The organism is Zavarzinella formosa DSM 19928 (genome assembly GCF_000255705.1).
Classification (GTDB): Bacteria; Planctomycetota; Planctomycetia; order Gemmatales; family Gemmataceae; genus Zavarzinella; species Zavarzinella formosa.
Map to the genome: position 1 here is coordinate 364,089 of NZ_JH636446.1, position 11,421 is coordinate 375,509.

Sequence of the window (11,421 nt, forward strand, 5' to 3'; positions counted from 1 at the left end):
GTGCCGGCGGGCGAATGGGAAGTTAGTCGCCTGCAAAGGCATTTCAGACTGCTCAATTCCCATCTGCATCCCCGTTTTTGCCACTAAGCATGGAGATGCGAAGAAACCGCTTGCACGGACGAGCGTACCGCGCTACGGTTGGGAGAATAACAGCAAGGAGGCTGAATGAGTACGTTTCTTGGAGTGGTAGGATTGCTGGGATCAGTATTTTGGCCAGTTATCGGATGGGAACTTTGGGCTGAATTCAGTGGGTTAGACAAAGCGCTTGCGGTGGTTGCTGTCATTGCCTGTCTCAGAGCCGCCACCACCGATCTAATTCAGTTTTTGGATTCGCTTGTATGACCCAGGACGAACGCCGCATCTGGCTCCGTGCCATCATCAAATCCCTCAACGACGAACGAGGAGACGGGGGCGTGTCCAAACTGGCCCGCCTGACTCGAATCCATCCGTCGAACATCCGTCGCCGTCTCGCCGGGACGGCATGCACCACCGACCGCGATATGGCCCTCATCGCCCACGAAGTGAACCTGTTCCACGCCGAGCAGGCCGCAAAGCACAAGAACGCGCAGAAACTGGCGAGGAAGCCATGACCAAGTTTAACATCCTCACCAGCGGAAATGGATGCCTTCCGGCCGGGAAGAGGGTTGGCTTTATCGAGGCGTCCAATCCCCGCGAGGCGGAGGACAACCTGATCAAATCCGGTCAGATTACCGAGAAATGGCGCGGGTTATTCCGATTTGAGGAACAGCCATGACCGACAAACACGCCCTCCCCGCCTCCAGCGTGCTGCTTGGCTACGCATCTGTGGTGACCATCACCTTCCTGGCAACCACGCCGTTTCTTGTGGCCAGCGTCTTTCGGGAAATGACACAGGAGAAGGAGAGGACATGAGGCACATTTGCACAAAGAACAACCCGCTCCTCGGTGAGCAGGGGCGTCAGGCAAGGCATGTGGACGCCCGCGAACTGTTCCGTGACAGCGGCACCGTGGTGAAGCGATGCCGAAATTGCGGGCGGGTTTGGGATGAGGAGTTACCCCAATGACCAACCAGAAAGGCGAACGATGCGAATAACTCTCTTGATGGCCACGTTACTGACCTTGACCGCCTGCGGATGGGTCAACAGACAGATCGGCTACATCACTGGCTACAGTCTGGTGTGCGTTGAAGAAACTCACGTTCTGTATGTGCAGTTCCCCACGGGCGCTGCGGTCTTGGTGGATGTCGATGGAAAGCCGAAAGGCTGCGGCCAATGACCAATCCCCCAAACATCTCTCCCATATGTGCATTTTGCGGAAAAAATGTCCATTATTGGCGGTCTATCTGTTCTCAGTCAGGCACAGGCAAACATTCTCTCCCTGCCAGTGGTGAAGCTGCTCGTTTGGACCAAGTCCTTCCATCCACATCCGAGCTGCCCGTCAGCGATGAATGCCGTGAGGCGTTTGAGTCAGAGCTATTGAGGCGTGAACCTTGCGCGAGAATGGATTTTGCCGAGGAAAAATACCTCTCTGTTTTTACTCAGTTTGATTGGAAAATGTGGCAAGCCGCCTGGAACACCCGTACTTCCCCACCTTCATCCATCAACCAGTCATGGTGGCGGGCAATTGAATCGGCTCCGAAAGACGGGGATTGGGTTCTGTTGACCGGGTTTAGCCCACAGCTTGCCACTGGAGAGCGCTGGCATGCCACTGGATCATATGAGCATGGAAAATGGAGCAATGGATATGTCTATCTTCATCCTCCTACCCACTGGATGCCACTGCCTCTGCCTCCATCCGAGGAGCACGGCGGGGTGGGTGAGCGACTTGCAAAGATGCGCTATGATTATTCTGCGGATGAAATCAATGAGGCGTTTGCGAAAAATCAAAAAGCTTTTCGTTGCGGTTTTGATGAGGCAATACGGCAATGCCAGGAAATATTCTGTACTCCCGCATCATCCGTCTTGGAGGTGTTGGATAGGCCGGAGATGATAATGGTGGCTGCAAAGGCAATGTTTCCGATCATTGACACCGTATCCAATAGCTCTCTGCCATCGGCCACAATTACCGTTTCTGTCGAATGCGCAGCGGAAGCAGCCATCGCAGCAATCAAGAAGCAGATGAAGTGCGGCAATGCTTGATCCTGAAATCACACCCCTGTCCCAAAAACTGGCCGACCTGTACCAACTGGCAGGCAGGCTGGTGATCGGTCTTCCGGGCGGCGATGAACTGCTCGACGGTCTGCAAGAAGCGGAGGCGTTGGCGGAAAAACAGGGGTTGGCCGAAGACCTTGACCAACTCATCCGCGTGGCCCTGACTAACCCAGCCGACCTCCACGGATTTATTGAGGCGAACTATCCCCAAAAGTTTGCGAGGAATCAAGATGAATCTTCCAGCAATTGTTTGGTATCAAGGATGTTCAAGGAATGCGGGATCAACGTCACGTTCGTCGATTGCACCCCGTCCAAATGACCTGCAAGCATCCCAAAGCGAAAATCACCGACGCCCGCGATCCCGATCACCGCCAGGCCGGAAAGCGTCGCTTCAAGTATTTCCGCTTCCGTCGCCGGGAATGCCCCAAATGCGGGGAGCGGTTCGCCACCTACGAGTTCACCAAAGAGCAACTGATGTCAATTTCTGATGTTTTGCGATGACCCTTAACATCCGATCGTGATAAGCTGAGCCGATGGAAAGCCCACAACCTGAGTTGCCTCCCGCACGTCGCGGCCCGGTGAAATCGATCATCACGTTCGCCATCGTCTTGGCGCTCGTTTTCGGAGCGATCTTCCTGATCCGGACCGTGTCCCTGCCTTCCGAACAATTTGACCGGGAACTCCTGCAACACGTCGATCATGTCAACCAAGTGGCCCCGGTCAAGATTTCCGAGGAATGTAACCTCATCGGATCAACGGCAGGCCCCGGCCGGGTGCTAACAAACATCTACAAATTCGTCGATCTCATTAAGACACCAGACTTCGACTCCGTCGGATTTGCCGAGAAGAACCGACTCGCCTTGGTGGAACGGTATCGGACCGACCCAAGCCTGAAGAAGTTTCGGGAGAACGGCCTAACAATCCGTGCCCAATACCTGGACAGCAAGGGCGTGTTGCTTGCCGAGATCGAAGTGAAGACGACCGACTGAATCGTGAGAGCTTGACATGGCCCGACGCAAGAACAAGTCTGCCCCGCCGTTGGAAAAGCCGCCGATCAAACCGGTCGGGCCGACGGAAGAGCGGAAAAATTATCTCAAATCGGTCGGATGGCTCTGCCTGATCGCGGCCGTGTTGTGGGTGCTCCAGGCAAAACCATGGTGGGACGACCGGCCTGTTCGGGTCGTGAATCGACCGGAGCTGTCGCTCGAAGAAGAGTTGGTGCGGGCCGCCGAGGAGATCAACAGGCATTTGCCCATGATGGTGGACAAGGACACCCGGGCCGACTCAATGGGGGTGCTGCCGTCACGCCGAATCATATACAACTTCACCCTCGTCGATTACAAGCGGGAGGCGGGCTTCGATGCCGAGGCGTTCGCGGCCGCCGCACGACCCGAATTGCAGAATATGTATCGGACAAACCCAAAATACGCATATTTTCGGGACAAGGGCGTCCGGATCATTTTTCGATACTCCGACGACAACGGCGTTTTCCTGACGGAGATCGGGATTGATCCGCGATGAGCGTCGAGTCTCAAAAATCAATATCTGGTTGCGCCCGCCGTATAAACGCGCTATAAGGGGGATTACTCTCTTCATGTTGTGGTCCCCGGTCTTCAGACGGGGTTTTTCGGGGGTTTATGGTTGACGGAATTGACTCTTCTCAATGGCTTCCCCGCAATTCCTCCGTCATCAACGCCCAACGAGCCAACAAGGGCGACCTCGACATCACCGTCTCCGACGGCCGCATCTCCAACGCCACGATCAAGGACGGTTCATTGCTGGGGTGGATGGTGGAACGGGGAATCCTTGATGAGTTGCACCGCAGCTACGCCATGATCCTCATGGACATGCGGATCACCTTTCGGCGCCAGACAGGATACAAGTCGAACAGCATTTACGCCCTGGAGTTCTTCAGCGGTTCCAACAGCCGCATTCTGGAGACTCTCTACCTTCGTGTCTGCCGCCGGATCGCCGGTCCGACCGAGCAGACCGTCATCCACGCCATGAGCCGCAACGCGCCGGAAACCCGGCATGACATGACGGCCGTGTGGGACAGCCGTCACACGTACCTGGCGGCATTTGACCGGCTCGTCGGGGCGCTGGACGAGGTGCGGGAGGAGGAGAAGGGCATTCTGGAACGGGAGGCCGAGCAGTTGGCCCAAATAAACTCTTGCGCCTGATGGCGAAGTGTGGCATGCTCGTTTTCGGAGCACGCCACAGCTCCGACCATTTTCAGCCGATTCCTACGCCCAATGATCACTTGTGAACAGCGCCGTTGTGATCTTTCTCCGCTCTTCCATCCGTCATCATGCCGACCTCCCGCAGCACCGTCGTTTTTTCCATGAATTCCGGCTTCACGGGGAACAAATCCACCGTGTCATCCGACAGTTTGTCGGCGTAAAAAATGCCATAGGTTCCCTCGCCGGGGACTCGAATCTCGCCAGCGGAGGCAAGCCGTGTGCGATTGCTGGCGAGACTAAGACGAACCAGACCGCCATGGGCCGAGACGATGGTGAGACGGAAGTCGTCAAACACCAATACCTCGCCGGGTCGGCGGGTGAGAATAATCATTTCACAACCTTCAGTGAGCGAACCTGAATGAGGCAAGATTATCATGAGCCGTCCGGCATCCGCAAAAAACACGGCATATCAGCGAAAATCCTTACATCAGGCAAAATCCCGTAATCCGCATGACCCGCATCGCCGCCCCGGATTGCCCACAATGAAATAATTTCATGACTGACAAGCTCACACCCAAGCAGGAAGCCTTCTGCCTCAAGTACATCGAACTGGGAAACGCCAGCGAGGCGTACAGGCAGAGCTACGACGCCAAGAAGGCGACTGACAAGACGATTTGGGAGGCAGCATCCCGGTTGCTGGCTGACAGCAAGGTCGGGGCAAGGGTTAAGGAATTGCGGGAAAGAGCGATCAAGAAACATGACGTAACCGTCGCCAGCCTGCTCGAAGAATTACAGGAAGCCCGCCAGTTGGCCCGCGATCTGTCCCAGCCGAACACGATGGTTTCCGCGACGATGGGCAAGGCGAAACTCGCCGGACTCGCCAACGACGCGGCCGTGAATGTGAACGTCACCAACCACCTGCCTGAACGCGACAAGGCCCTTCTCGACGAGTATGCGGGCAAGGCCGAGTGACCGGGAGGCGTTTGACGCGCTGCTTCGGCATCGGCTCGCCGCCTTCACCCGCAAAGCATTTTCAACTGTCGATCCCGGCGCCGAATACAAACACAACTGGCACATCGACCTGATCGCCGAATACCTGGAAGCCTGCTCCCGGCGGGAAATCAAGCGGCTCATCATCAACATCCCGCCTCGTTACCTCAAAAGCATCTCGGTCACCGTCGCCTGGCCCGCCTGGGAATTGGGCCACGACCCCAGTTCGCGCATCCTCGCCGCCAGCTACGCCCAGATTCTTTCGCTGAAACATAGTATGGACTGCCGTCTCACGATGCAGTCCGATTGGTACAAACGCATTTTTCCGGCCACGCAACTGACCGGGGACCAGAACGAGAAGCAGAAATTCGTCACCACGGCGAGGGGACACCGCTTTGCCACCTCGGTGGGGGCATCGACCATTGGTGAAGGCGGCCGCTTCCTGATCGTCGATGATCCCCTGAACGCCGCCCAAGCCGTGTCCGACACGGAACGAACCAAGGCCAACACCTGGTTCGACCAGGGATTCTCCACCCGTCTGGATGACAAGGAAAACGGCGTCATCGTGGTCGTGATGCAGCGATTGCATGCCAACGACCTCACCGGCCATCTGCTGGCCAAGGGAGGATGGGAGCATCTGTGCATTCCCGCCATTGCGGAAACCAAAACCTTCATCGACTTTGGCCGGATCAAGATCACCCGCGAACCGGGCGACCTGCTCCATCCCGAACGGGAGAGCATCGAAGCTATTGAGCGGCAAAAGACCGCAATGGGAAGCTACGCATTCGCCGGGCAATACCAGCAACGACCCGCCCCCGCCGAAGGGGGCATCTTCAAGGCCCACTGGTTCAAGCGATATTCCGAACCGGCCCATGGCGAATACGATCAGATCGTGCAAAGCTGGGACACGGCGATCAAGGCCGCACAACTGAACGATCCGAGTTGCTGCACCACTTGGGGCGTAAGAAAAGACGGCTTCGATCTTCTACAAGTGCTCGTGAAGCGTCTGGAATATCCCGACTTAAAGGCCCTTGTGGTCAAGCAGGCCGACGCCTTCGGGGCCGATGCCATCCTGATAGAGGACAAGGCCAGCGGGCAGCAGTTGCTCCAGGACTTGAAACGAAGCACGACATTACCCCTGATCGGCATCCTGCCGGACCGGGACAAGATAACCCGAGCCAGCGGCGTCTCCGCGATGGTTGAGGCGGGCAAGGTCTCGCTTCCCATGCAAGCCGCCTGGCTCACCGACTTTGAAAGCGAAATGCTCACCTTTCCCAACAGTCCCCATGACGATCAGGTCGATTCGCTGACGCAATATCTGAACTGGGTCCGCACCCGCACGACCGCCACTCCCCGCGTCCGCAGCCTTTGATGTGGCCGTTCCGCAAGGACACACCCGCCCCGTCGCGTAAGAGCGCGTCGTTCTTCGTCTCGCTGATCGGCGGGAAGGGCGCGTTGTCTGGAGCCGCGTTCGACAAGCTGGCCCGCGAAGGTTACGCCGAGTGCGTGGTGGCCTTCGCCTGCATCAACCGCATCGCGGCGGCCGTCTCCTCGGTGGAACCGCACCTGTACCAGAAAAACCGGGCGGGCAAGCTGGCCAAGATCGAGTCCCATCCGCTGCTTGACCTCATCTACGACCCCAACCCCGTGCAGTCATGGCGGGAGTTCTGCGGGGGCATGACGGCATACCATCAGTTGTCGGGCAACGCCTACATTTTCGGGAACGGTCTCGACAAGAGCCAGAAACCGCCCCGTGAATTGCAACTCCTCAGCCCCGGCAAGGTGAAGATCGTTCCGGGCCGCGGTCTGTTTCCGCAAGGGTACGAATACCGGCCCGACGCCAACTCGAAATTCGACTACCCCGTGGACCAGATCACCGGCAAATCGGCAATCCTCCAGATCCGCTCGTTCAACCCGCTTTCGCCTTGGTACGGACTGTCCTCGCTAGACCCGTCCGCCATCGGGGTGGACATCCATACCGGCGGGCAAAAGTGGAACAAGAGGTTGCTTGAGAATGGCGCGCGGCCCTCCGGAGCGTTATCCGTCAAAGGCGGCGACGGCACCCCGACGACATTGACCGACGACCAGTATCTTCGCCTGAAGGAGATGATCGACCGCCAGTTCTCCGGCGGGTCCAACGCCGGCCGACCGCTTCTCCTCGAAGGCGGGCTGGAATGGCAGGAGATGTCTCTCAATGCGAAGGAAATGGACTTCCTAAACGGCAAGCACTCAGCCGCCCGCGACATCGCCCTGGCCTTCGGCGTGCCGCCCCAACTGCTCGGCATTCCCGGCGACTCGACGTTTGCGAATTACGAAATGGCCAAACTGTCCTTCTGGACGGACACCATCCTCCCGCTTCTGTCCATGTACATGGATGCCTTCAACCGCTGGCTCACGCCGCTCTACGGAGACGGGTTGTTCCTCTGGTACGACGAGGCCGGCATCCCGGCCCTGGAGCCAATGCGGAACGAGAAAGCCAAACGTGTCAACGACGCCTCTTACATGACGATCAACGAAAAACGCCGCGAGATGGGACTTGATGACATCGACGGAGGGGATGTGGTTCTTGTGCCGTTCAACGACATCCCGCTGGAATTGGCCGGTAACTCCGTCCATCTGGCGGAACCGGGCAGCCCGGCCGATCTGAAGCCATGAGCCGGGAAAACAATGTCATCCACGTCGATTTCGGCAACCACCGCCTCACGACGCTTGACATCGGCATCCGCACCGAAATCCTTTTCTGCGATGAACATTTGTACCTCATTCGGGCGACCATGAACTTCGCCGGACAGGAGTACATCCAGCACATTCTGACCGAAAATGACTGACCGCCGCCTGCTCCTCCGTTCCTGGCTGATGGCCATGACCCGGATGGAACGCGGCCTGCGTCTTGATTACGCCCGCGCCCGCTCGGTTCTCCTGCGGGACTCAGCCAACGCCTACGTGGACACCGGCCACATCGCCGCCCATGTGTTCATCGCCCACTCCCGGTCCGTCCAGACCCTTTTGACCAACCACTACCGTCGCGTCATCCCGGTGTTCGGGGACATGGCGCTCAAGCAGGTCAAAAGCCGCAACATCCAGAAGAAATCGGCCACGGACTTGTTCGCCACCCTGGCCGAGGACTGGATCAGGCGGGAATCGACCCGCAAGGCCAAATACATCGCCGACACCGACCGCGACGAGGTGATCGACGCCATCTCTGACGGCCTCCGCGACGGGGACGGTGTGGCCGCCATCGCCAAAAACATCCGCTCAGTCAGCCAACTGACTCCCTACCGCGCCGCCCTCGTCGCCCGCACCGAAACGCACGCCTCAGCCACCTATGGAAGCGTCGAGAGTGTACGTTCAGCGGAACGTGATCTGGGCGTGACCATGCTCAAGGAATGGCTGCCGACATTGGACGACCGCACCCGTCCCGCCCATGCGGCGATGGCCGGAAGCGAGGCGATTCCCCTGGATGAAAAGTTCATCGTGGACGGGGAGATGATGGACCGGCCCGGCGACCCGTCGGCCAGCCCGGCGAACGTCATTTCCTGCCGTTGCGCGCTCATTTTCACCGAAGCCAATTAACCGAATCAAGGAAGGTTCGCCCATGGAAATCAAGAACATCGAGCTGACCGAGTTCGAGGTGAAGTTCTCGGACACCGGCGTCGCCACCATCGAAGGCTACGCCTCCACTTTCGGCAACACCGACAGCCAGAACGACATCGTCATGCCCGGCGCGTTCAAGGACTCGCTCGTCGTCCGCATGCCGAAGATGCTGTATCAGCACGACCCGCACCGCATCCCCGGCATCTGGGAACGCGGAGCCGAGGACAGCAAGGGGCTGATTCTCGCCGGGAAGACGCTCAACACCACGTTGGGCCGTGACGTGGCCGAGGAGGTCCGCAGCGGGGCCATCACCCAGATGAGCATCGGCTACTCGCCGACCAAGGCCAGCTTCGACAAGGGCAAGGGCACGCGCCGTCTGGAGCAAGTCAAACTTTACGAAACATCGCTGGTGACGTTCCCGGCGAACGAACAAGCCATCATCACGGCGGTCAAGGCGGCGATGCCCCAGACACTCCGTGAGTTTGAGGATTTCCTGCGGGAGGCAGGATTCAGCCGCGAGGACGCGACCACCGTCGCCCTGCGCGGTTTCAAGGCGCTGCATCAGGGGGAGCCTGACGACATCACGCCGGAAGAGAAGGAGATGCGAGACATTCTCGACATGCTCAACACGTTCAACAACAAACCCATTCACACACAGAGGTAACATGACCCATGAACTCACCCAAGAAGTCAAAACGGCCCTGAACGGCCTGGAGACTTTCAAATCCGAACTGCTTGCCAAGGTTGGCAAATTCGACGCTTTCGACGAGGCGAAATTCAACCGCATTCAGGAGATCGTCGGCAAGGTCGCCGAAGACAGCCAGGCTGAGCGCACCGCCCGCAAGGCCGCCGAGGACGCCCTGCTGGAAAAGCAGACCGCGTTCGAGGCCGAGCAGAAGTCCCTGAAAGACTCGCACAAACTGCTGGAGGCCGAATTGAATGGCGTGAAAACAGCCTTCAACCGCGTTCCGGCCGGCTCGTCCGAAGACAAGGGCAAAGAGGCGTCGGAGAAGCGTAACAAGCTGTTCAACGAGTTCTCCCGAACCGGCAGCGAGAATCGCGAGAGCTTCCGCGAATACCTCGAAAAGCGAGCCGTCGCCGACCCGGAGATCAAGGCATTGTCGGTCAACAGCGACGTGTCCGGCGGTTATCTGACCATGCCGGAAATGGGCGGCGTCATCCAGACTCGTGTTTTCGAGTCCTCCCCAATGCGCCAGCTCGCCACCGTGACCTCCATCGGCAGCGACACCTATGAGGTGATCCTGGACAACGACGAGGCCTCCAGCGGTTGGGTCGGTGAAACATCGGCTCGCCCGACCACGGGCACGCCGACGGTTGGCAAGCTGACAATCTACGTCAACGAACTGTACGCCAACCCGAAGGCCACCCAGAAGATCCTCGACGATGCGGGGATCGACATGGAAGCCTGGCTGGCCCAGAAGGTGTCGGACAAGTTTGCCCGCGACGAGGCCACCGCCTTCGTGTCGGGCAACGGCGTCAACAAGCCCAAGGGCATCCTGAGCTATGACGCCGGCACCACCCTGGCCTCCCAGCAAATCCGTCAGGTCAACACCGGCTCGGCCAGCACCTTCCTCTACGACGGGTTGGTGGACCTCCAGAACGCCCTGAAGGAACCATACCAGTCCAACGCCGTGTTCCTGATCCAGCGTGCCAGCAACTCGTTCCTGATGAAGATCAAGGACGGCGAGGGCCACCCGATCTTCAACATGACGTTCGACAAGAACCTGGGCGTGCAGCCGACGATCATGGGCAAGCCAGTGTGGTTCGCCGCCGACATGCCCGCCGTGACGACCAACGCCCTGGCAATGGTCTACGGCGACATCCGGGCGGCCTATCAGATCGTGGACCGCTCCGGCATCCGCGTGCTGCGCGATCCCTACACCGACAAGCCGAATATTGGCTTCTACACCACGAAAAGGGTCGGCGGTGGCGTCGTCAATTTCGAGGCCGCGATCATCGGAAAAATCTCGACCTAAATCAACCGTTTAACAGGCCGGGTGGCGACATCCGGCCTCATTTTTCCCACGAAAGGATTCACTCATGACCAACCATACTTCCCTTTACGCCAACATCGCGGTCAGCACGCTTCTCGTGCCGCTGATCCGCACGTCCGACACCGTCCCCGCCGACGGCCAGGGCCTTGACCTGCAAAACTGCGATGACGCGGCCCTGATCTTCGTGATCGGCGCCAACGGCGACACCTATTCCGGCACGGACAAGCTGGAACTGGAGGTGCAGGAGGCCGACACCGACGCAGACGCCAGTTACTCCGCCGTCGCCAACGCCGACCTGACCAACTACGTCACCGGCACCAACGTCGGCACGGTGAAGGCGATCATCGCCAACTCCGACTGCTCGCAGTCGTACTACGTCGGCTATCGCGGCTCCAAGCGGTTCATCCGTGGCAAGCTGAACTTCTCGGGGACGCATTCCACCGGGACGTCCACCGCGATCCTCGGCCTGCGCGGACGCAACCGCGCCCAGCCCGCCAACGCCTACACCTAAGC

At 58.7% G+C, this 11,421-nt stretch carries 21 protein-coding genes; 20 read left to right on the top strand and 1 reads right to left on the bottom strand.

Features of this window, described 5'->3' with window-relative positions:
* The first annotated feature begins 165 nt into the window (after positions 1-165).
* The 12 genes from BGIM_RS67480 to BGIM_RS0136270 all read left to right on the top strand — a co-directional run bounded on the left by BGIM_RS67480 (position 166) and on the right by BGIM_RS0136270 (position 4,309).
* Positions 166-342, top strand: coding sequence for a hypothetical protein (locus BGIM_RS67480; RefSeq protein WP_238537790.1), 177 nt, complete (start codon positions 166-168; stop codon positions 340-342).
* A complete protein-coding gene (locus BGIM_RS0136225) occupies positions 339-590 on the top strand; it encodes a hypothetical protein (RefSeq protein WP_020474538.1) in 252 nt (83 codons plus the stop codon). The genes BGIM_RS67480 and BGIM_RS0136225 overlap by 4 nt, the downstream gene beginning before the upstream one ends.
* Positions 587-754 carry a hypothetical protein gene (locus BGIM_RS63855; protein WP_020474539.1) on the top strand — a complete coding sequence of 56 codons (168 nt, stop codon included), beginning with the start codon at positions 587-589 and terminating at the stop codon, positions 752-754. Before BGIM_RS0136225 ends, BGIM_RS63855 begins: the two co-directional genes overlap by 4 nt.
* On the top strand, positions 751-891 hold the full coding sequence (locus BGIM_RS65665; protein ID WP_020474540.1) for a hypothetical protein: 141 nt from the start codon (positions 751-753) through the stop codon (positions 889-891). Before BGIM_RS63855 ends, BGIM_RS65665 begins: the two co-directional genes overlap by 4 nt.
* Positions 888-1,043 (top strand): hypothetical protein, encoded by a 156-nt coding sequence (locus BGIM_RS63860; protein WP_157369675.1) that lies wholly within the window; start codon positions 888-890, stop codon positions 1,041-1,043. The genes BGIM_RS65665 and BGIM_RS63860 overlap by 4 nt, the downstream gene beginning before the upstream one ends.
* A gap of 19 nt (positions 1,044-1,062) precedes the next feature.
* Positions 1,063-1,254 carry a hypothetical protein gene (locus BGIM_RS63865; protein WP_157369676.1) on the top strand — a complete coding sequence of 64 codons (192 nt, stop codon included), beginning with the start codon at positions 1,063-1,065 and terminating at the stop codon, positions 1,252-1,254.
* Positions 1,255-1,478: 224 nt separating this feature from the next.
* A complete protein-coding gene (locus BGIM_RS63870; protein ID WP_157369677.1) occupies positions 1,479-2,117 on the top strand; it encodes a DUF551 domain-containing protein in 639 nt (212 codons plus the stop codon).
* A complete protein-coding gene (locus BGIM_RS0136250) occupies positions 2,110-2,448 on the top strand; it encodes a hypothetical protein (RefSeq protein ID WP_020474543.1) in 339 nt (112 codons plus the stop codon). Before BGIM_RS63870 ends, BGIM_RS0136250 begins: the two co-directional genes overlap by 8 nt.
* Positions 2,445-2,630, top strand: a complete 186-nt coding sequence (locus tag BGIM_RS0136255) for a hypothetical protein (RefSeq protein WP_020474544.1) — start codon at positions 2,445-2,447, stop codon at positions 2,628-2,630. The genes BGIM_RS0136250 and BGIM_RS0136255 overlap by 4 nt, the downstream gene beginning before the upstream one ends.
* A gap of 32 nt (positions 2,631-2,662) precedes the next feature.
* Positions 2,663-3,118, top strand: coding sequence for a hypothetical protein (locus tag BGIM_RS0136260; RefSeq protein ID WP_029631321.1), 456 nt, complete (start codon positions 2,663-2,665; stop codon positions 3,116-3,118).
* Positions 3,119-3,134: 16 nt separating this feature from the next.
* Complete coding sequence (locus BGIM_RS0136265; protein ID WP_020474546.1) at positions 3,135-3,650, top strand: hypothetical protein; 516 nt, start codon at positions 3,135-3,137, stop codon at positions 3,648-3,650.
* A 116-nt stretch (positions 3,651-3,766) separates the two neighbouring features.
* Positions 3,767-4,309 (top strand): hypothetical protein, encoded by a 543-nt coding sequence (locus BGIM_RS0136270; RefSeq protein WP_020474547.1) that lies wholly within the window; start codon positions 3,767-3,769, stop codon positions 4,307-4,309.
* Between the two features lie 76 nt (positions 4,310-4,385).
* Here the strand turns inward: BGIM_RS0136270 and BGIM_RS0136275 are convergent, their stop codons facing one another.
* Positions 4,386-4,700 carry a carbon storage regulator gene (locus tag BGIM_RS0136275; RefSeq protein WP_020474548.1) on the bottom strand — a complete coding sequence of 105 codons (315 nt, stop codon included), beginning with the start codon at positions 4,698-4,700 and terminating at the stop codon, positions 4,386-4,388.
* Between the two features lie 164 nt (positions 4,701-4,864).
* Here BGIM_RS0136275 and BGIM_RS54200 point away from each other — a divergent pair, with 164 nt between their 5' ends.
* The 8 genes from BGIM_RS54200 (at position 4,865) to BGIM_RS0136315 (ending at position 11,419) form a co-directional block, all read left to right on the top strand.
* Positions 4,865-5,281: a terminase small subunit gene (locus BGIM_RS54200; RefSeq protein WP_020474549.1), complete on the top strand. Its 417-nt coding sequence runs from the start codon at positions 4,865-4,867 to the stop codon at positions 5,279-5,281.
* Positions 5,262-6,671 carry a phage terminase large subunit gene (gene terL, locus BGIM_RS0136285; RefSeq protein WP_020474550.1) on the top strand — a complete coding sequence of 470 codons (1,410 nt, stop codon included), beginning with the start codon at positions 5,262-5,264 and terminating at the stop codon, positions 6,669-6,671. Before BGIM_RS54200 ends, terL begins: the two co-directional genes overlap by 20 nt.
* Positions 6,671-7,954 carry a phage portal protein gene (locus tag BGIM_RS54205; RefSeq protein ID WP_020474551.1) on the top strand — a complete coding sequence of 428 codons (1,284 nt, stop codon included), beginning with the start codon at positions 6,671-6,673 and terminating at the stop codon, positions 7,952-7,954. The genes terL and BGIM_RS54205 overlap by 1 nt, the downstream gene beginning before the upstream one ends.
* Complete coding sequence (locus tag BGIM_RS65670; protein WP_020474552.1) at positions 7,951-8,127, top strand: hypothetical protein; 177 nt, start codon at positions 7,951-7,953, stop codon at positions 8,125-8,127. The genes BGIM_RS54205 and BGIM_RS65670 overlap by 4 nt, the downstream gene beginning before the upstream one ends.
* The gene (locus BGIM_RS0136300; RefSeq protein ID WP_020474553.1) at positions 8,120-8,872 is read left to right on the top strand and encodes a phage minor head protein; all 753 of its coding nucleotides are present in this window, start codon (positions 8,120-8,122) and stop codon (positions 8,870-8,872) included. The genes BGIM_RS65670 and BGIM_RS0136300 overlap by 8 nt, the downstream gene beginning before the upstream one ends.
* A gap of 22 nt (positions 8,873-8,894) precedes the next feature.
* The gene (locus tag BGIM_RS54210) at positions 8,895-9,557 is read left to right on the top strand and encodes an HK97 family phage prohead protease (protein ID WP_020474554.1); all 663 of its coding nucleotides are present in this window, start codon (positions 8,895-8,897) and stop codon (positions 9,555-9,557) included.
* 1 nt (position 9,558) lies between these two features.
* Positions 9,559-10,890 carry a phage major capsid protein gene (locus BGIM_RS0136310; RefSeq protein ID WP_020474555.1) on the top strand — a complete coding sequence of 444 codons (1,332 nt, stop codon included), beginning with the start codon at positions 9,559-9,561 and terminating at the stop codon, positions 10,888-10,890.
* A gap of 64 nt (positions 10,891-10,954) precedes the next feature.
* A complete protein-coding gene (locus BGIM_RS0136315) occupies positions 10,955-11,419 on the top strand; it encodes a hypothetical protein (RefSeq protein ID WP_020474556.1) in 465 nt (154 codons plus the stop codon).
* Positions 11,420-11,421 lie beyond the last annotated feature (2 nt).